This is a genomic window from Kocuria sp. WN036 (assembly GCF_002287015.1).
Lineage (GTDB): Bacteria > Actinomycetota > Actinomycetes > Actinomycetales > Micrococcaceae > Kocuria > Kocuria rosea.
Genome location: NZ_NSKF01000028.1, coordinates 1 through 18,744, shown reverse-complemented (window position 1 = coordinate 18,744; position 18,744 = coordinate 1). Strand labels below are relative to the sequence as shown.

16 protein-coding genes are annotated in these 18,744 nt (G+C 74.7%); 8 read left to right on the top strand and 8 right to left on the bottom strand.

Translation table 11 applies throughout. The features are described from left to right. Nucleotides 1-224: 224 nt before the first annotated feature. The gene (locus CK505_RS14995) at nt 225-2,162 is read right to left on the bottom strand and encodes a zf-HC2 domain-containing protein (protein ID WP_017832438.1); all 1,938 of its coding nucleotides are present in this window, start codon (nt 2,160-2,162) and stop codon (nt 225-227) included. 260 nt (nt 2,163-2,422) lie between these two features. Here CK505_RS14995 and CK505_RS14990 point away from each other — a divergent pair, with 260 nt between their 5' ends. Next, a complete protein-coding gene (locus tag CK505_RS14990; protein WP_095651590.1) occupies nt 2,423-2,941 on the top strand; it encodes a Fur family transcriptional regulator in 519 nt (172 codons plus the stop codon). A 13-nt stretch (nt 2,942-2,954) separates the two neighbouring features. Here CK505_RS14990 and CK505_RS14985 read toward each other — a convergent pair whose 3' ends face one another. Then, a complete protein-coding gene (locus CK505_RS14985) occupies nt 2,955-4,346 on the bottom strand; it encodes an SseB family protein (RefSeq protein WP_095651589.1) in 1,392 nt (463 codons plus the stop codon). Nucleotides 4,347-4,573: 227 nt separating this feature from the next. Between CK505_RS14985 and CK505_RS14980 the strand changes: the two genes are divergently transcribed. Further along, nucleotides 4,574-5,845 carry a DUF6882 domain-containing protein gene (locus tag CK505_RS14980; protein WP_095651588.1) on the top strand — a complete coding sequence of 424 codons (1,272 nt, stop codon included), beginning with the start codon at nt 4,574-4,576 and terminating at the stop codon, nt 5,843-5,845. 21 nt (nt 5,846-5,866) lie between these two features. Next, nucleotides 5,867-6,799: an EamA family transporter RarD gene (gene rarD, locus CK505_RS14975; protein WP_241975596.1), complete on the top strand. Its 933-nt coding sequence runs from the start codon at nt 5,867-5,869 to the stop codon at nt 6,797-6,799. A 77-nt stretch (nt 6,800-6,876) separates the two neighbouring features. Here rarD and CK505_RS14970 read toward each other — a convergent pair whose 3' ends face one another. The 5 genes from CK505_RS14970 to CK505_RS14950 all read right to left on the bottom strand — a co-directional run bounded on the left by CK505_RS14970 (nt 6,877) and on the right by CK505_RS14950 (nt 11,989). Then, a complete protein-coding gene (locus CK505_RS14970) occupies nt 6,877-7,026 on the bottom strand; it encodes a methionine/alanine import family NSS transporter small subunit (RefSeq protein ID WP_095651587.1) in 150 nt (49 codons plus the stop codon). Then, a complete protein-coding gene (locus CK505_RS14965) occupies nt 7,023-8,798 on the bottom strand; it encodes a sodium-dependent transporter (RefSeq protein WP_095651586.1) in 1,776 nt (591 codons plus the stop codon). The genes CK505_RS14970 and CK505_RS14965 overlap by 4 nt, the downstream gene beginning before the upstream one ends. Before the next feature lie 106 nt (nt 8,799-8,904). Continuing rightward, the gene (locus tag CK505_RS14960; protein ID WP_095651585.1) at nt 8,905-9,912 is read right to left on the bottom strand and encodes a polyprenyl synthetase family protein; all 1,008 of its coding nucleotides are present in this window, start codon (nt 9,910-9,912) and stop codon (nt 8,905-8,907) included. A gap of 71 nt (nt 9,913-9,983) precedes the next feature. After that, nucleotides 9,984-11,279, bottom strand: a complete 1,296-nt coding sequence (locus tag CK505_RS14955; RefSeq protein ID WP_017832446.1) for a geranylgeranyl reductase family protein — start codon at nt 11,277-11,279, stop codon at nt 9,984-9,986. Then, nucleotides 11,276-11,989, bottom strand: coding sequence for a demethylmenaquinone methyltransferase (locus CK505_RS14950; protein WP_081615708.1), 714 nt, complete (start codon nt 11,987-11,989; stop codon nt 11,276-11,278). The genes CK505_RS14955 and CK505_RS14950 overlap by 4 nt, the downstream gene beginning before the upstream one ends. Nucleotides 11,990-12,126: 137 nt before the next feature. Here CK505_RS14950 and CK505_RS14945 point away from each other — a divergent pair, with 137 nt between their 5' ends. From CK505_RS14945 to CK505_RS14925, 5 genes are all read left to right on the top strand, one after another. After that, nucleotides 12,127-13,590: an isochorismate synthase MenF gene (locus CK505_RS14945; protein WP_095651584.1), complete on the top strand. Its 1,464-nt coding sequence runs from the start codon at nt 12,127-12,129 to the stop codon at nt 13,588-13,590. Between the two features lie 124 nt (nt 13,591-13,714). After that, a complete protein-coding gene (locus CK505_RS14940) occupies nt 13,715-14,560 on the top strand; it encodes an ABC transporter substrate-binding protein (protein WP_017832449.1) in 846 nt (281 codons plus the stop codon). Nucleotides 14,561-14,636: 76 nt separating this feature from the next. Then, complete coding sequence (locus CK505_RS14935; RefSeq protein WP_035924981.1) at nt 14,637-15,431, top strand: amino acid ABC transporter permease; 795 nt, start codon at nt 14,637-14,639, stop codon at nt 15,429-15,431. Nucleotides 15,432-15,441: 10 nt separating this feature from the next. Continuing rightward, the gene (locus CK505_RS14930; RefSeq protein WP_095651583.1) at nt 15,442-16,263 is read left to right on the top strand and encodes an amino acid ABC transporter ATP-binding protein; all 822 of its coding nucleotides are present in this window, start codon (nt 15,442-15,444) and stop codon (nt 16,261-16,263) included. A gap of 239 nt (nt 16,264-16,502) precedes the next feature. Then, complete coding sequence (locus tag CK505_RS14925) at nt 16,503-17,891, top strand: aromatic acid/H+ symport family MFS transporter (protein ID WP_095651582.1); 1,389 nt, start codon at nt 16,503-16,505, stop codon at nt 17,889-17,891. 115 nt (nt 17,892-18,006) lie between these two features. Here the strand turns inward: CK505_RS14925 and CK505_RS14920 are convergent. Continuing rightward, on the bottom strand, nt 18,007-18,744 hold a 738-nt coding region (locus CK505_RS14920; RefSeq protein ID WP_255250971.1), incomplete at its 5' end, for a thiamine pyrophosphate-binding protein.

The following is an 18,744-nucleotide window of genomic DNA, read 5'->3' as shown; positions in this document are numbered from 1 at the left end:
GCAGGGCCGTGCCCCCGGCGAAGACGATGACGGCGCACGCCGACGGCGCGCGGTTCCAGCACTGTGGACCCCCCGGTCCCCCGAGCCCATGGTAGAGCGCCCCGGTGGAGGGCGGCACGCCGCTCCTGTCACGAGCCGTTCCCGTTCGTAACACAGTGCCGCCGGGAGCCGCGGGGTCGCCGGGTGACGCCAGGCCTCCGGGAGAGGCGGGCGGGGCTGGGCCCTCAGCGGTGGGGGCGGCCCTCCCCCTGGTCGGCGTGACCGCCGGAGCGGCCGGGCGCCCCGTCCGACCCCCGCTGGTGCTCGCGGCCGTGGCGCCCCGAGTGCTTCCGCTCGCGGGACCCGTCCTCGTCCCAGCTCGTCCCGCGGTGCCGGGGCCCGCGCTCGGCGTACCGCACCCCGGGGGCGCCGGCCCCCTGCTGCCCGTGCCGGCGTCCGGGAGCGGCGTCCGAGCCCGTGCGGTCGCTCGGCGGTCCGGCCGTCCGGGCCGGGGGCGCCGGCGCCTTGAACGGCGCGGGGCTCGCGTCCACGACCGGCTGCGGGGTCAGCACCGACGGGACGGGCGAGGGGGTGCCCGCCTCCCGTGCCGGTGTGGGAGCGGTCGCGGGGTCGTCGGCCCTGCGGGCCGGCGGCGCGCTCGTCGGCGCGTCCCCGGACGACGCGTCCCGGGCAGCTCCGGCTCCATCGCCCGACGCCGCGCCGGGCGTCCCGGTCTCCGGGGCACGGTCCCCGCCCGGCACGGACGCCGGCCGCTCCGCACCGGACCGCGGCGGGGTGGCACCCCCGTCCCCGGACGGTCCCGGCACGCCGCCGGCGGCCGCCGCAGCGCCCGCGTCGTCACCGCTGCGGCCGGCACCGGCCACAGCGTCACCGGCCAGGTCGTCATCGCTGCGGTCGGCGTCGGCCACGAGGGCCGCGGCCTCCGGCCCAGCACCGTCCTGGGTCGCGCCGGCCGGGGCGTCGCCCGGCGTCTGCCCGGCCGCGGCCTCGGCCGACCCGGACGGGCTCCCGTCGCGCTCCGCCGCGGAGGCCCCGGCACCGGACTCGTCGTCGTCCTGCTCCGCTCCGGCCGCAGGACCGTCCGCGCGCGGCTTCTCCAGGTCCTCGGCGGTGCGCGGCGCCCGCTCGGCGGCGAGGCTGTCGGCGGCCGGGACCGGGTCGCCCCCGCCGGACACGCCCACCGCGGCGACCGCCACGGCGGTCGCCAGGGCCCCTGCGCCCAGGAGGACCTTCGTCCTGCGGCTCGACCACGGCGAGGTTCCCGGCGCGTCCTCCGGACGGGCACGGGAGGCCCCCGCGCCGACGGCGGCGACCCCTGCGGGCGCACCGGCCGCGGCGGCGCCCGTTGCGGCCCCTGCTCCGGCGGCCGCGCCGGTCCCCGCACCGGCGGCGGCGATGAGGTTGGTGAGCTCGAGGGACTCGGTGCCCCACAGCGGCAGGCCGGCCAGGACGGGCAGCGTCCACGTGCGCAGGCCCGTCCCGATGTCCTGTCGGCCCAGGTACTCGGCGGTGCAGCGGGCACACCCGTCCAGGTGCGCCTTGACGTCCCGTCGGCTCCGCTGCCCGCGGGTGCCCCGGACGAAGTGGGGCAGCTCGGCGGAGAACTCCGCGCAGTCCGGTCCCGCTGCCCGGTCCGCCGCGGCCTGGCCGTAGAGCCCGCGGAGACCCCGGACCATGTCACGGTGCAGACCGGCGGCCGCGACCGCGCCGAGCCCCAGCGCCGCCGAGGCACGGCGGGCGCTCTGGCCCAGCACCTCGGTGCGCCAGAGGAAGCCCTGCCACTCGGCGGGCAGGCCGCTGAAGACCCGGACCAGGGACGCGGGGTCGGCGGGATCGTCCGGCAGCGCGACCGGCCGCGTGCCGCCGTCGGCCTCCCGCCCGACCATCCACACGACGAAGGCGCCGAGGAAGGCGCGGGGGCCGCCGCCCTCGCCGACGATCTGCTCGATCCGTCCGAGAGCCGCCGCGGCGACGCCCTCCGCCTCCTCCGTGCTGCCGGTCCGCGACCGCGCCACGGCGAGGGCCGTGCCGTGGTACCGCTCCCGCAGCACCCCGAAGGCGTCGGCGTCCCCGGAGTGGGCGGCGCCGAGGAGGACGTCGTCACGGAGCGCCTCCGGATCGCCGGCGTGGCCGTTCGGACGGGCGTGGGCAGGACGCGTCATGTCTGTCTCCGTGGTGGTCGCGGTCGTTCGGGAAGAAAGAGCTCCGGGAACGTCCCGTCCGACCCGCGGGCGCGCACGCCACGACGACGGTGCCGGACCCCCATCCCCCGCGCACATCGTAAGCGCAGGTCAGAGACGGGTGAAAGCCCGTGCCCGCCGGTGCGACCAGAACTGTCACGAGGGATCGACCATGGCGCACACGGGCGGAGCGGATGCGTCCCGCTATTGTGAGTCCATCGTGATAACGCTACGGTAGAAGGATGCAGACAACGGAACGCCCCGCACCGGACACCGCCCGGGCCGCCGCGTGGTCGGACCTGTTGCGCTCCCACGGCCGCCGGGTCACCAAGCAGCGGCTGGCCGTCCTCGACGCGGTGGACCGCCGCCCGCACTCCACCGCCGACGAGGTCCTCGCGGACGTCCGCACGGTGCTGCCGGCGATCACCCTGCAGTCCGTCTACGTGGTCCTCTCCGACCTCACGGCCGTCGGCATGCTCCGCAAGTTCGAGCCGCCCGCGTCCCCGGCCCGGTACGAGACCCGCACCGGTGACAACCACCACCACGCGTACTGCGTGCGCTGCGGAACGGTGGCCGACGTCGACTGCGCCGTCGGCCACGCCCCGTGCCTCACGCCCTCCGAGCACCACGGCATGCAACTGCTCACCGCCGACGTCGTCTACCAGGGCATCTGCGCCGACTGCCTCGCGGCCGGGGCCTCCCCCGAGCAGGCCGCCCCGGAGCAGCCCTCCGCAGAGCAGCCCCTTCCCGCCGCGGGCTGACGCCCGCCGGGACTCAGCTCCGCCCGGTGCCGTCCCCGGCCGGACCCGGCCCGGCCTCGGCGCCCCCTGCCTGCCCCGGCTCCTTCTCCACGAGGGCCAGGAGCTCCCGGAGCTGATCGGCGGTCAGCGTGGCCACCGGGGGGTGCGCGTTGATGCTGACCTTCCGCGCCCCGGCGTCGAGGGCGAAGCGCAGCGCCTGCCGGGCCGGCGCGGAGCGGACCTCCAGGGTGGTGTCCAGCACGGCGACCTCGGGCGCGGACGTGAACAGCAGGAGGGTGTCCGGCGCGGCACCCTCCTCCTGCGGCTTCGCGTAGACCGGCACGGCGCGCCCGTCCTGCACGCGCGCGCCGAGCAGCAGCACCGCGTCCGGGGCCAGGAGCCCGGCGAGCAGCTGCGACATGTTGTTCTCGAGCATCGCGGCCTTCACGGCGTCGTTGCGCGGCGCCCGCATCGCCCACTCCACCTGGGGGCGGCTGATCCGGCAGCCGCGGTGGGCCGGGTCGATGACCAGGTGATCGTGCTGCGGGTCGTCGGCGAGCATCTTCAGGACCTTCACGGCGGACTCGCGCAGCAGCACGGGCTTGCCGCCGTCCGGGTGGTGGCGGTCGAACATGGCCTGGGCCTCCGCCGCCGAGGTGTAGGCGGCGAGGGACCGCGTGCCGTCGGGCTCCCCCAGGGTCTGGACGCGCAGGGTGGACTCCGGGCCCACGGCCTCCCCGCCCGGGCCCGCCACGAGGTCGCTGGCCGTGACGTCCAGCAGCAGGGAGCCCGCCATGCACTGCCGGACGACCTCGATCATCGCCTTGTTGTCGGGGGCGCTCACGAACCGGTCGACGGCCGCCCGCACGAGGGGGTTGACGACTCCCTCGGGGTCGGCCTGCTGCTCGGCGCCCGGGGCGAGGACGGGCAGCTCGACGCCGTCCCGCCGGGCGAGCTCGAGGGCCCACGCGGGGATCCGGGCGCGGGTGCGGGGGAAGCGCTCGAGGTGCGCCAGGACGTCCTGGGCCGTGAACGGCCCCTCCGTCCCCCACTGGCGGGGCTCGCCGTCGAGGTCGTAGGTCCCTCCGATCCGGTGGGTCGGCTCGGGCCAGCCCTCGGCGAGGATCACGACCGTGGCCGTGAACCACGTCCCGCGCCCCGGGACGTGGACGTTCTCCCGCAGCTGCTCGACGGCGGGGATGACGGCGCTGTCCTCCTTGATGGGCCCGGCGGTGCCGGGCACCACCTCGTCGCCCCGCTGCTCGCGCACGCGCAGGTGCACGCGCCCGCCCTGGACCTTGAGGTCCACGACCATCCGGTCCCATCCCGGCTCCGTGCGCAGCACGGAGAGCACCCACGAGCCGATCGTGTTCAGCAGCTCCTGCCGGGCCGGTCCGGGGGTCGGGGTGGCGGGGGTCTCGCTCATGCGGTGGCTCGTTCCCGGCCCGCGAGGGGGCCTGCTCGGATCGTGGTGGTCACGGGACGGGCGCGGGGCCGGGCGCGGCACCCGCGGGGCCCCGGAGGTCTCGCCCCACCCTACCCAAGCGGTCCCCGGCCGCCGCGGGCGGAGCGGCCGTCCGGCGCCCCCGCCGACGCACCGGGCGGCGCCCGCCGTGACGCTCCCGCACCCGCGAGGGTTGCTAGCCTGGACGCATGACGAAAACGCTGCAGGAACTGATCGACGAGTCGATCTTCATCTCCACCGAGTACCAGGCCAGGCTGGCCGAGCTGACCCAGGGCGCCGGGTGGGACGTCGACTTCTCCGCGCCGGCGTTCACCCTGCAGACCGAGCCCCCCGTGACCCTGACGCCCTATCTGCTGGGCACCGAGTCCGCCTCCCGCGGCTCCTGGATCTGGTCCTGGCAGGAGCTGGGCCACTTCCCGGCCGCGGTGGTCTCCGCCGCGGTCCAGGCCCGCGAGGCCGGGGAGCGGCTGGGCGTGGACGAGCTGTCCACCGACGAGCTGCCCGTGGCGGAGGGCCTCGCCCGCCGGCTGACGCTGGCGGCCAAGGCCGTGACGGGCGTGTACGCGCACTACCCCGCGGGAGCGGGCGGCGGCGTCACCGCGTGGCTGCTGCTGGACGGACCCGAGTTCGAGCTCCCCGAGCTCACCGTGGAGCGGATGATGCGGGTCATCGCCGAGGCGCTGACCACGGACACCGCGGTGGACCACAACCTCGCCGTGGACTCCTACGCCAAGCTGCGCGGCGCCCACATCGAGTGGGACACCGAGGCCACGTGCGTGGTGACCGTGCGGGACGGCGCGCAGCGGTTCTGGTTCGACGACCACCAGATCTCCGGTGTCGAGCCCGCCGAGCCGTCCGTGGGCCCCGAGATCCTGGTGGACCTGGCCGCCGACGCCCGGGAGCGCGCCGCCATCCTGCGCGAGGACCGTGCCGCCGCCGAGGCCACGGCCGCCCGGCAGGAGGCCGAGCCGCACCGCGCCGCGGCCCCGGCGGCTCCCGCGGAGACCCCGGTGCCCGAGGAGGCCCCCCGGGAGCAGCCCGAGCCGATCGAGGTGCCCGACTTCGTCGAGACGGAGCACGTCCGGCCCGAGCCGGCCGAGGAGTCCCGGCCGGCCGAGGAGCCGGCCGCCGCGCACGCCGGTGCCGCCGAGACCGACCTCCCGTTCGACCAGGAGCCCTCGGACCGGGAGGTGCGCCCGGGCCGCGTGAGCACCACGGTGGTGCCCGGCCCCGAGCCCGTCCGCCCGGCCCGCGAGGAGGTGCCCGAGCCCGCCGCCGCGCAGCACCGGGAGCCCGTCGCGGAGCCGCAGGTGGAGCGCGAGGTCGAGCGCGAGGTCGTGGCCGGCCCCGGCGTCCCGGGCAGCGCCGGGACGGAGCCCGTGGTGGAGGGCGAGGAGATCGCCGAGGAGGAGCAGGGCGAGCGGAAGAAGGGCTTCTTCAGCCGATTCTTCGGCCTCTGACCCCCGGCGGTACCCTCGAGCGTGACCGCCTACAACACCGCACCCGGCCCGGATCCCGACGAGCAGTCGAGGACCCGGGCCGGTGTGCTCTCCGGATTCGCCGCCTACGGGATCTGGGGCCTGCTCCCGCTGTACTTCGTGGCCCTGGAGCCGGCCACGCCGGTGGAGATCGTGGCGATGCGCGTGCTCTTCTCCCTGGTCTTCTGCCTGGCGTTGCTGGCGCTCACCGGGCAGCTGCACCCCCTGGGCCGGGCGCTGCGCGCTCCGCGCACTCTCGGGACCCTGGCCGTGGCCGGCCTGCTGATCGGGGTCAACTGGTGGCTCTACACGGTCGCCACGACCACGGGGAACACCCTGGAGGCCTCCCTCGGGTACTTCATCAACCCCCTCGTGGCCATCCTGCTCGGCGTGCTGGTGCTGCGGGAGCGGATGCGGGCCCTGCAGTGGACGGCCGTGGGGATCGGGTTCGTGGCGGTCGTGGTCATGGCCGTCTTCTACGGGCGGGTGCCGTGGCTCTCGCTGGGCCTGGCCTTCTCCTTCGGCTTCTACGGCCTCGTGAAGAACCGGATGGGCGGGTCCTACCCGGCGATCGTGACGCTGACCGTGGAGACGATGGCGCTGACCCCGGTGGCCGCGATCGTCGTGGCGCTGCTCGGGGCGGACGGCCGGCTGACCCTGGGCAGCGAGGGCACCGGCCACCTCCTGCTGATGCTGTCCTCGGGCGTGATCACGGCCGTGCCGCTGATCCTGTTCGGGGTCGCCGCGACCCGCCTGCCGCTGAGCACCGTGGGCATGATCCAGTACGTGGCGCCCATCGGGCAGTTCCTGCTGGCCGTGCTCGTGTTCGGCGAGCAGATGCCCCTGGAGCGCTGGGTCAGCTTCTGCTTCGTGTGGCTCGCGGTGCTGCTGCTCGTGCTGGACGCGGTGCGCGCCCCGCGGGCGCGCCGCGCCTGAGCACCACGTGCAGGAGGGCCCCCGGCGCCGCGCGGCGCCGGGGGCCCTCCTGCTGGTCCCGAGGGTCCGGGACGGGGTCAGGTGGTGCGGACATAGTCGTCGCTGCCGAAGCCCTGGTCGTTCTCGTCCACCTCCGGGGTGCGCCGCAGGTGCAGGACGGCGGCGATGAAGCCGCCCCAGACCGTGCACACGGCCACGATGAGCATGATGATGGCGGGAGTGGTCATCGGGGGTCCTCCTGGGATCCGGTGGTGCTGGACGGGGTGCCGGAGCTCCAGGGCGCCGCGCCGGTCCCCTCGGCGGGGGCCTCCGCGTGCCGGCCCGTGGACCCGGCCGTGCCCTCGGCGAGGGTGCGGTAGGAGAAGTCCTGGTCGAGGGCCGGGGTGCGCAGGGCGGTGTCCGACCAGCGCGAGAGCGGCTGGCCGCCCTGCAGCCGGCGCCGGTCCACGGAGGCGTCGACGATCGCCGGGGACGGGCTGAGGTCCGAGGCCGCCGAGCCGGCCGGCCACGGCAGCCGGGAGAGCAGCAGCGCGACGACGACGATCGCGAGCGCCGTGCCCCAGCCGAACGTGTTGACGAACCACGCGGGCATCTCGCCGTAGCCCTCCGCCAGGGTGGTGGTGAGCGTGTTGATGAGGATGTAGCCCAGCATGATCGGGGTGATCCCGCCGACCACGACCATCCAGGTGCGGCCCAGCTTGAAGGAGGACACCGAGTTCAGGTGGTCCCGCAGGGTGGGCAGCGCGGAGAAGCCGGCCGTGAGCAGCATGATGGACACCAGCGCCGCGGCGACGATGCCGAACTGGTTGACGAAGTTGTCCGTGACGTCGAGCAGGTTCAGCCCCGTGGTGGTGGTGAACAGGGCCAGGGAGATCAGCGCCATGGGCACCACGACGGCCACCACGGCGGTGCGCCGGCGCAGGCCGAGCTTGTCCTGGGCGGCCGCCACGACGACCTCGACGATCGACACGAGCGACGTGAAGCCCGCGAAGGTGAGGGTCGCGAAGAAGAGGACGCCGATGAGCGTGCCGAGCGGCGCCTGGGAGATGATCGTCGGGAACGCGATGAACGCGAGGCCGATGCCCGAGGTGGCGACCTCGTCCACGCCCACGCCGGAGACCCCGGCCATGAAGCCCAGCGCCGCGAAGACGCCGATGCCGGCGAGGATCTCGAAGCTGGAGTTGCCGAAGCCGACCACGAGCCCCGAGCCGGTGAGGTCCGTCTTGGGCTTGAGGTAGGAGGAGTAGGTGATCATGATGCCGAAGCCGACCGAGAGCGAGAAGAAGATCTGACCGTAGGCGGCGACCCACACGGCGCTGTCGGTGAGCGCCGCCCAGTCCGGGGTGAAGAAGGCGTTGAGGCCGTCGGTGGCGCCCGGCAGCGTCAGGGCGATGACCACGATGGTGAGGAACATCAGCACGAGCAGCGGGATGAGCACGAGGTTGACCCGGCCGATGCCCTTCTGCACGCCCAGCAGCAGCACCACGAGCAGCGCGATCCACGCGACGGCCGTGACGGCCAGCACGTTGGGGACGAAGTCGAGGCCCACGCCGACCTCCTCGGAGGTCTGCAGGACGTCCGAGAGGAAGAACGCGGCGGGGTCGTCCCCCCAGGCCTTGCCGAACGAGAAGTAGGTGTACAGCATCGCCCAGCCGAGGATGACGGCGTAGTACACGGCGATCACGAAGCTGATGCCCATCTGCCACCAGCCGATCCACTCGGTCTTGGGGTGCAGGCGGCGGTAGGCCAGCGGCGCCGAGGCGCGGAAGCGGTGGCCGATGCCGTACTCGAGCATCAGCAGCGGCAGACCGGCCGTCAGCAGCGCGACGAGGTAGGGGATCAGGAACGCCCCGCCGCCGTTCTCGTAGGCGATGTAGGGGAAGCGCCAGATGTTGCCGAGGCCGACGGCGGAGCCGATCGCGGCCAGGATGAAGACGGTGCGGCTGGAGAACGCCTCGCGTGGCGCGGCGGCACGGCCGGGTGGGGACTGAGGGGTCATGGTCGTCCTCGGGTGCGGGAAGTGGTCTGCGGACGGCTACAGGCTAGCCCGTGGGACCGCGGGCTAGCCTGGCGCCACGGCCCGTGACGTACGGTGCGGAGCTCGCTCAGGCCTCGCGGTGGACGACGGCGTGCGCGAACGCCACGAGCGCGCGCTTGGCCACCGTGTCCGGCAGCGGCTCCAGGGACGCGATGGCCTCGTCGGCCCACTGCCGGGCGATCCGCCACGCCTCCTCGGTGGCCCGGTGCTCCGAGACCGCGGTCACCGCCCGGGCCAGGGCCTCGTCCGAGGTGAGGTCGGAGTCGAGGTGCTCGAGGGCGCGCACCGCGTCGGCGTCGCCCTCTCCCGCCATCCGGCGCAGGATGAGCACCGGCAGGGTGGGCACCCCCTCGCGCAGGTCGGTGCCGGGGGACTTCCCGGAGACCTCGTCCTCGCCGGTCACGTCGATCACGTCGTCGGCGAGCTGGAAGGCGATGCCGACCTTCTCCCCGTACTCGACCATGACGTCCACGACGTCCTGGTCGGCCCCGGCCAGGACCGCGCCGAAGTGTCCGCACGCCGCGATGAGGGAGCCGGTCTTGCCCGAGAGGACGTCGAGGTAGTGCTCCAGCGGGTCCTGCCCCTCGCGGGGGCCGACCGTCTCGTGCAGCTGGCCGAGCACGAGCCGCTCGAACGTGTCCGCCTGGATCTTGAGGGCCCGCTGGCCGAGCTCGGAGACCATCGAGGAGGCGCGGGCGAAGATGAGGTCGCCGGTGAGGATGGCCACCGAGTTGCCCCACACGGTCTGCGCGGTCGCGACGCCGCGGCGCAGCGGCGCGGAGTCCATGACGTCGTCGTGGTAGAGGGTCGCCAGGTGCGTGAGCTCCACGACGGCCGCGGACTCGAGGACGGCGTCGTTGATGCCGCCGCCGATCTCCCCGGCCAGCACGGTCAGCAGGGGCCGCACGCGCTTGCCCCCGGCCTGGAGCAGGTGGCGGGAGGTGACGTCGGCCAGGTGGTCGGCGCTGCGCACCGCCTCGTCGAGCCGCTCCTCGATCCGGGCCAGCGACCCGAGCACGACCGGGCCCAGCCGGTCGTCGGACGCGATGAGGTCGAAGCCGGCGGGCAGCCTCACCTGATCGGTGCCGGGACCTGCGGCGGGGCCGTCGGCGCTCGGGGAGGAGGATTCAGTCACGGTCCACCACTCTAGCGAGTTTTCGGGGGGCGGGTGTTGCCGGTCGCGGGCGTCAGGGCGTCCAGGAGGGAGACCACCCGGTCCTCCCACGTGGCGGCGGGGCGGTCGGAGAGCTCCGTCATGACCCGGACCACGAAGCGCATCAGCGCGGGCACGGCCATGCCGGTGCGCACGGCCGCCTTCATCACGGCGGGGCTGCCGATGAGCTGGGCCAGGACCCGGCCCTGGGTGAAGTGCGCGCCCCACTCCTGCCGGACCCGGTCGGGGTAGCCGGCGAGCACGAGCTCCCGCTGGGCGGGGCCGTTGGCGGCCGCGGCCGCCACGACGTGCTCGGCGGCGTAGCGGGCGGACTCCATCGCGTTGGAGATGCCCTCCCCGTTGAACGGGGAGACGAGGCCCGCGGCGTCGCCCAGCAGCAGCATCCCCGGGACGTGGTGCGGCGTGCGGTTGAAGGCCATCGGCAGGGCCGCGCCGAGCACGCGGCCGCGGCGGTGCTCCTCGTCGAACGTCCACTCGGCGGGCATGGACGCGGTCCAGTCCGCGAGCACCTTCCGGTAGTCCAGGGCCCCGAACGCCGGGGAGGTGTCCAGGATCCCGAGTCCCACGTTGGCGGTGCCGTCCCCGACGCCGAAGACCCAGCCGTAGCCCGGCAGCAGCGCCCGCTGCGGGTCGGTGCCGTCGGTGAGCTCGAGCCAGCCCTCCATCCAGTCCAGGTCCGAGCGCGGGGACTCGAAGTAGGCGCGCACCGCCACCCCCATCGGGCGGTCGTCCCGCTTGTGCAGCCCGGCGGACACCGCGGTGCGGGAGGAGTTGCCGTCGGCCGCGAGCACGACGTCCGCCCGGTGCTCCTCGGTCTCGCCGGTGCGCCGCCCGGCGGCGTCGAGGACGTTGGCGCGGGCGCCGACGACCCGGCCGGAGCCGTCGCGGAGCACCCCGGTCACGGCCCGGCGCTCGAGCACCCGGGCCCCGGCGGCGCGGGCGTGCCCGGCCAGGTGCTCGTCGAAGCCCAGCCGGGTGCGCACGAGCCCGTAGGGCGGGAAGTCGCTCAGCTCGGGCCACGGCACCTCGACGCTGCGCTCGCGGGCCACGAGCCGCAGCCCCCGGTTGCGGGCGTAGCCGAGCTCGGGCCCGTGCGGGAGGCCCATGAGCCGCATCTCGCGCACGGCGCGCGGGGTCAGCCCGTCGCCGCAGACCTTCTCCCGCGGGAACGCGGTCTTCTCCAGGACGGTGACCTCGATCCCGTGCGCCGCGAGCCAGTACCCGGCCGTGGCGCCGGCAGGGCCGCCGCCGAGGACGAGGGCCCTCATCGGGCGGGGGCGTCCGCGGCGGGCTTGACGGCCCGGTGCACGGCCACGATGCCGCCGGTGAGGTTGCGGTACTGCACGCCGGTCCAGCCGGCCGCGAGGATCTCGGCGGCGAGGTCCTCCTGGTCCGGCCACGCCGCGATGGACTCCGCGAGGTACCGGTAGGCCTCCGGGTTGGACGCCGCGCGCGCGGCGATCCCCGGCAGCGCCTTCATGAGGTACTCCGTGTAGACGGTGCGCAGCGGGGCGGCCGTGGGGGTCGAGAACTCGCAGATCACGAGCCGCCCGCCCGGCCGGGCGACCCGCAGCATCTCGGCGAGCGCGCGGCGGTAGTCCTGGATGTTGCGCAGCCCGAAGGAGATGGTCACGGCGTCGAAGGACGCGTCCGCGAACGGCAGCCGGGTGGCGTCGGCCTGCACGAACTCGATGTCCGGGCGGCGGGCGCGGCCCACCTCGAGCATCCCGAGCGAGAGGTCCGCGGCCACGACGTCGACGCCTGCGTCCGCGTACGGCTCGGACGAGGTCCCGGTCCCGGCGGCGAGGTCGAGGACCTTCTCCCCCGGGACGGCGCCGACGGCCTCCGCGACGACCCTGCGCCAGCCGCGGGTCCGCCCCAGCGAGAGGATGTCGTTGACGAGGTCGTAGCGGGGCGCCACGTCGTCGAACATGGCGGAGACTTCGTGCGGCTGCTTGGACAGGTCTGCTCGGTTCACCCGGTCATTGTCGCACCTCGCTCCGACGCCCCCGCCCGGGCCCCTCCCCCGGCGCCCGCCCCGGACGCCCTCCCGGCGGCCCCGCCCGCGGGAGCGGGACCGGGGGCTGTCCGGCGGTCGGCCTAGACTGGGGGGCGATGTCTCCCACCGCCCCCGCCGCCGACCCCGCAGCCGCCCCGCCGGTCCCCGTGCTGCACGCCCTGACGGTGCCGCTGTCCGCGCTGGGCGCGGACCCCGCGGCCGCCCCGGACCTGCGGGACCTGCTCGCCGGACCGGAGCTGCTCACCTGGACGGTGGACGGGCGCGGACTCGTGGCCTGGGGCCGGGCCGCCGAGCACACGGTGCGCGGCGCGGACCGGTTCACGGCGGCCCGCGTGTGGTGGGACGACCTGGTCGGCGCGGCCGTGATCGAGGACCGCGTGGGAGTGCCCGGGACCGGGCTGGCCGCCTTCGGCGCGTTCACGTTCGCGACCGCCTCCGCCGTGGACTCCGGGCTCGTGGTCCCGGAGCTGCTCGTGGGCCGCCGGGGCGACGTCGCGTGGGCGACCCTCGTGGTGGCCGTGGTCCCCGGGACCCCCTTCGCGCTTGGCGCCGACGACGTCGCGGCCGCCTGGCTGCGCCGGATCGGCTCCGCCCCCGGGCGCCCGCCCGCCGCGAGCGGGCCGCCCGCGGCGCCGGCCGTGGTCCGGCTGTCCTCCGGGGCCCTGGGCGAGCACGAGTGGACGGAGGCGGTGCGCGAGGGCGTCGAGCGCATCCGCTCCGGCCGGATGGAGAAGCTGGTCCTGGCCCGGGACGTCGTGGCGCGCACGGACGCCCCGCTCGATGCCGTGGCCGTGGTGCGGGACCTCGCCCGGCGCTACGAGCAGTGCTGGACGTACTGCGTAGGCCTCGGCGGGGACCCCGCGGGCGCGGGCCGGCTCATGGGGGCCACCCCCGAGATGCTGGTGCGGGTCCTCGACGGCGTGGCCCACGCCCGGGTCCTCGCCGGCACCCTGGACCGGGACGCCGCGCCCCCGGACGAGGACCCGCACGAGTACGCCGCGCGGGTGCTCGGCGAGTCCGAGAAGCAGCAGCACGAGCACGGGTTCGCGATCGACTCCCTCGAGGCGTCGCTGGCCCCCTACACCGACGCCGTCACGACCTCCCCGGAGCCGTTCATCCTCGAGCTGCCCAACGTGTGGCACCTCGCCTCGGACGTCACCGCCGCGCTGCGCCCGGGCCCGGCCGGGGACCCGCCGTCCTCCCTCGAGCTCGCCGAGGCCCTGCACCCCACCGCCGCGGTGTGCGGGACGCCCACGGCGGTGGCCGCCGCCGCCATCCCGGAGCTCGAGCAGATGGACCGGGGACTCTACGCGGGCCCCGTCGGCTGGCTCGACGCGGCCGGCAACGGGGACTGGGGCATCGCCCTGCGCGGGGCGGTGCAGGAGGACGAGCGCACGGTGCGGCTCTACGCCGGGTGCGGCATCGTGGCCGCCTCCGACCCCGAGTCCGAGCTGGCCGAGACCTGGGCGAAGCTGCGGCCGATGCTCCAGGCCCTGGGGCAGCGGGCCGGCGGGGCCCCGGAGCGCCTCGTGCCCGCCCCGGGCCTGTCCGCCGGCTGAGCCGGAGCCGGGCTCGCACCGTATCCTGGTGCCCGAACACGCGCGGGGCCACCGCCCCGCAGGGCCGGCCCCGCGCCCGGCCCGTCCGCGCCGACGACCACTGCTCCCACCGGAGGAACCCCGCATGCCCCGTCCGACGACCCGCCCGTCCCGCGCGCACGCGCTGGCGGCGCTGTCCGCGATCGCCGCCCTCGCCCTGACCGCCTGCACGTCCGAGAGCCCCTCCGGGGAGGCCGCGGACGGCGGCGGGGAGACCGCGGGGGCCACCGCGTCCTCGGCCGTGGCCCTGGTGGAGCCCGGGTTCCTCACCGTGTGCTCGGAGTCCAACTACCCGCCGTTCGAGATGGAGGAGGGCGGCGAGATGGTCGGCCTCGACATGGACCTCGGCCGGGAGATCGCCGAGGACCTCGGCGTGGAGATGAAGAACGTCACGCTCGCCTTCGAGTCGATCCAGTCCGGCGCGGCCCTCGAGACCGACCAGTGCGACGTCGCGATCTCCGCCCTGTCCATCACCGAGGAGCGGCGGACGGTAATGGACTTCTCCGACCCCTACTACGACAACGAGGTCGGCCTCGTGACCGACGGGGAGGACGGGGTCGACTCCATCGACGCCGCCCGCGAGGAGCAGGTGCGGGTCGGGGTCATGCAGGGCACGGTCGGCGAGACCCAGGCCCGGGAGCTCGGCCTCAACGCCGTCCAGTTCGAGGACGCCACCACGCTGTTCACCGGGCTCAGCACCGGGAGCGTGGACGCGGTGCTCGACGACGTCACGGCGATCGCCCAGCACGCCCAGGACGACCCGGACTTCGTGGTGCAGGAGACCGCCGACCTCGACGACCAGCTCGGCGTGGCCGTGGCGAAGGGCGACGAGGCGATGCTCGGCGCGGTCGACGCCACCCTGGACCGCATCGAGGAGGACGGCACGCTCGAGAAGATCGTCGAGACGTGGATCCCCGTCCAGGAGAACTGACCCGGGGCCGGCGACCCGCACCCGGGACGCCGGCCCCGTCACCGTCCCACCCGTACCACCCAGAACGGACCAACCCATGGCCATGACCATGCACCAGAGAGCACGGCTCTCCCGCGGCGTCCAGTACGCCGTCCTGATCCTCGTCGTCCTCGCCCTCATTGCGGTCGCCGACTGGCCGCTGCTGGTCGAGAAGGTGTTCAACCCGGCCATCGCGGCCCAGCAGTTCCCCGGCATCATCGTGGTCGCGCTGAAGAACACGCTCATCTACACGCTCCTCGGCTTCGTGGTCGGCCTCACCGGCGGTGTGGTGCTCGCGCTCATGAAGCTCTCGTCCGTGGCGCCCTACCGGTGGCTGGCCACGATCTACATCGAGTTCTTCCGCGGCGTGCCCGCCCTGCTGGTCTTCCTCGCCTTCGGCTACGGCATCCCGCTGGCCTTCGGCTTCCGCTTCAACCACTACGTCACGGTGATGATCGCCCTGGGCCTCGTGGCCGCCGCCTACATCGCGGAGTCCCTGCGGGCGGGTCTGCAGGCCGTGCCGAAGGGCCAGTACGAGGCCGCGCGCTCCCTGGGCATGTCCCACGCCCGGGCCATGGTCACGATCGTCATCCCGCAGGCGCTGCGGATCGTGCTGCCCCCGCTGACCAACGAGGTGATCCTGCTGACCAAGGACTCGTCGCTGGTCTACCTGCTGGGCATGGGCGTGGGCCAGTACGAGCTCACCAAGTACGGCCGCGAGGCCATCTCCGGTGCCGGGGCGGGGCTCACGCCGCTGGTGGTGGCGGGTGTCTGCTACCTCATCATCACGGTGCCCCTGGGCATCCTGACCCGCCGCTTCGAGTCCAAGACCGACCGCATGAAGAAGTCCTAGGAGCCTGACTGTGAGCACTGCATCCTCCCCCACTCCCCGGTCCGGGCCCGGCGGCGCCGACGGCCTCGCGGACGCGGCCTCCGTCGTCGTCGAGGGCCTGCACAAGTCCTACGGCTCCCTCGAGGTCCTCAAGGGCATCTCCCTCAGCGTCGGCGCCGGCCAGGTGGTCTGCCTCATCGGCCCCTCCGGCTCCGGCAAGTCCACGCTGCTGCGCTGCGTCAACCTGCTCGAGACCCCCCAGCAGGGGCGGATCACGATCGGCGACTTCGAGGTCACCGACTCCGAGGCCGACGTCGACCGGATGCGCCGGCACGTGGGCATGGTCTTCCAGCAGTTCAACCTGTTCCCGCACCTGAACGTGCTCGAGAACTGCACCGTGGCCCAGCTCAAGGTGCTCAAGCGGGACCGCGCCGAGGCCGAGCGGATCGCCCGCGGCAACCTGGAGCGCGTGGGCCTGGCCGAGAAGGCGGACAACTACCCCGACCAGCTCTCCGGCGGGCAGCAGCAGCGCGTGGCGATCGCCCGGGCCCTGTCGATGGACCCGTCCCTCATGCTCTTCGACGAGCCGACCTCCGCCCTCGACCCCGAGACGGTGGGCGACGTCCTGGCCATCATGCGCAACCTCGCCGCCGAGGGCATGACCATGCTCGTGGTCACCCACGAGATGGAGTTCGCCCGCGACGTCGCCGACAAGGTGGTGTTCATGGACGGCGGGGTGGTCGTCGAGGAGGGCCCCGCCGCCGAGGTGATCCGCCACCCCCGCGAGCCCCGCACCCAGGCGTTCCTCTCCCGCGTGCTCAACCCCACGCAGGTGCAGGCCCCGGAGCAGTGACCCGGCGCGGTCCGGGCCCGTCGTCTGCGGACGACGGGCCCGGACTCATATCCGCAACAGACCCGATCGAGGACATCAATACCTCAGACATGTGAATCACCCCCTGGTGGATCCCTGGGTCTTTGCCTCATATGACCCGGATCACAGCTCTGCCAGGCTGGACGCAGCCAGGGGACGCACCGCCGGTCTCCCCCGCTTCCTGCCTTGTCCACGCGCTGCCCAGAGAGGTCCCGGGGAACATGACCCAACCACACACCATCATCGCGGAGAACCCGCTGCTCGAGCAGAGGACCGCCCGCTTCGTGGCGTTCATCATCTGCCTCGCCCTGCTCTTCGACGGCTACGACCTCGTCATCTACGGCGTGGTCCTGCCGGGCCTGCTCGCCGACCCCACCCAGATCGGGACCCTGGAGCCGGCCGTCGCCGGCCTGGTGGGCTCCTACGCCCTCATCGGCGTGCTCATCGGCTCGCTCGTCTGCGGGGCCATCGGCGACTTCTTCGGCCGCCGCCGGCTGCTGATCACCGGTGTCGCCTGGTTCTCCGTGGGCATGTTCGTCACCGCGCTCACCACCAGCGTGCTGGCCTTCGGCGCGATGCGCTTCCTCACCGGCATCGGCCTCGGCCTCGTGATCGCCACCGCCGGCGCCACCATGGCCGAGTTCGCCCCCGCCGGCCGCCGCCAGTTCTACAACGGCATCGTCTACTCCGGCATCCCCGCCGGCGGCGTCTTCGCCGCCCTCGTGGGCATCGCCTTCCTCGCCGACCTGAGCTGGCGCGGGCTCTTCATGATCGGGGCCCTCCCCCTCCTCCTGCTCGTCCCGCTCATGCTGTGGAAGCTCCCCGAGTCCCCGCGCTGGCTGCTCACCCGCGGCGAGACCGAGCGGGCCGAGGCCGTCGCCCTCCGGACCGGCGTCCCGCTGATCGAGGAGCAGGTCATCCAGACGGTGGGGGCCGCACCGCGCAGGACCGGCTACGCGGCCGTGTTCTCCAGGCAGTTCGCCCTGGCCTCGATCCTGCTGGGCTTCATGTCCTTCTGCGGCCTGCTGCTCACCTACGGACTGAACACCTGGCTCGCCGTCATCATGAACGGCTACGGCCACAGCATCAGCCCGCTCTACTTCGTCCTCGTGCTCAACGGCTCCGCCCTGGTCGGCGGTCTGCTGGCCTCCCGCCTCGCGGACCGCACCGGCCCGCAGCGGATGATCGCCACGACCTTCGCGCTGGCCGCGATCGCCCTGGTCCTGATGACCTTCAGCTTCCCGCTGCCGCTGCTGTTCCTCTTCATCGCCGTGGCCGGCGTGGGCACCATCGGCACCCAGGTCCTGGTCTACGGGTTCCAGTCGAACTACTACACCACCAACGCCCGGGCCGCCGGCGTGGCGTTCTGCGCGAGCATGGGCCGGTTCGGCGGCATCTTCGGCCCGATCATCGGCGGCTGGCTCGCCGCGGCCGGCTTCGGCGGCCCCCAGGCGTTCTACGTCTTCGCCGGCGTGGCCCTGCTCGGTGCGCTGGTCACCCTCGTGGTGCCCCACCAGCGCGGGCTGGAGGAGGTCGAGCACCGGGTGGAGGAGCTCGCCGGGCACCCGCAGGCGCCCGCCGAGCAGGAGGCGCCCACCGTGCGCGGCTGATCCCCGCGGCACCGCCTCCGGGCCCCGTCCCCCCTCGCCGGGGGTCGGGGCCCGTCCGCGTCCCCGGCCCCGGGGCGCCGGCCGGCGCAGGGCACCCGGCGCACCTCGAGACCCCTCAGCGGCCGGTGCGGCCTCCCGCACCGTTGTCCGGAGCCGTGTCCTGCGCGGTGTCCTGAGCCATGTCCTGCGCGGCGGCCTCCGCGGCGGCCCGGGCGACTGCGGCCCGGATCCGCGCGTGGAGGTCCCGCAGCCCGCGCCGGTCCACCACGACCTCCAGGACCGAGCGCCCCCGCACGGGCGCGGCGAGCGCCTGCTCGAGCTCGGCGACGCCGGCCGCACGCCGGTGGGCCACGCCGTAGCCGGCGCACAGCGCGTCGAGCCGGGCCTCGTGCGGGGTGCCGAAGAACCGCTCCACGACCGCCCGGTACTCCTCCTGCTCCCCCAGCACGCCGTGCTCCAGGGTCGTGAAGATCCCCCCGCCGCCGTCGTTGAGGACCACGAGCTGGAGGTCGGGCTCGCGCTCGCCCGGGCCCAGCAGCAGGGACGAGACGTCGTGCAGGAACGTCAGGTCGCCCAGGAGGGCGCGGACCGGCCGGTCCCCGCCGAGCGCCGCGCCGGCGGCCGTGGCCACCGTCCCGTCGATCCCGGCGAGCCCCCGGTTGGCGAGCACGAGCGGGGAGGCCGGGCCGGGCCGGGCGGCCAGGTCGAGGTCGCGCACGGGGTTGGAGGAGCCCGCCAGCAGCACGGCCCCGTCCCGCCGGCAGGCCTCCCACACCGCGGCGGCCACGGCCGGGCCCGTGGCCTGCCCCGGCGGCTCGGCGGCGAGCAGCCCGGCGACGGCGCCGTCCGCGGC

Coding starts and splice junctions, on each gene's coding strand:
- CK505_RS14995 (WP_017832438.1), bottom strand. CDS start 2,162: ATGACGCGTCCTGCCCACGCCCGTCCGAACGGCCACGCCGGCGATCCG.
- CK505_RS14990 (WP_095651590.1), top strand. CDS start 2,423: ATGCAGACAACGGAACGCCCCGCACCGGACACCGCCCGGGCCGCCGCG.
- CK505_RS14985 (WP_095651589.1), bottom strand. CDS start 4,346: ATGAGCGAGACCCCCGCCACCCCGACCCCCGGACCGGCCCGGCAGGAG.
- CK505_RS14980 (WP_095651588.1), top strand. CDS start 4,574: ATGACGAAAACGCTGCAGGAACTGATCGACGAGTCGATCTTCATCTCC.
- CK505_RS14970 (WP_095651587.1), bottom strand. CDS start 7,026: ATGACCACTCCCGCCATCATCATGCTCATCGTGGCCGTGTGCACGGTC.
- CK505_RS14965 (WP_095651586.1), bottom strand. CDS start 8,798: ATGACCCCTCAGTCCCCACCCGGCCGTGCCGCCGCGCCACGCGAGGCG.
- CK505_RS14955 (WP_017832446.1), bottom strand. CDS start 11,279: ATGAGGGCCCTCGTCCTCGGCGGCGGCCCTGCCGGCGCCACGGCCGGG.
- CK505_RS14945 (WP_095651584.1), top strand. CDS start 12,127: ATGTCTCCCACCGCCCCCGCCGCCGACCCCGCAGCCGCCCCGCCGGTC.
- CK505_RS14940 (WP_017832449.1), top strand. CDS start 13,715: ATGCCCCGTCCGACGACCCGCCCGTCCCGCGCGCACGCGCTGGCGGCG.
- CK505_RS14935 (WP_035924981.1), top strand. CDS start 14,637: ATGGCCATGACCATGCACCAGAGAGCACGGCTCTCCCGCGGCGTCCAG.
- CK505_RS14925 (WP_095651582.1), top strand. CDS start 16,503: ATGACCCAACCACACACCATCATCGCGGAGAACCCGCTGCTCGAGCAG.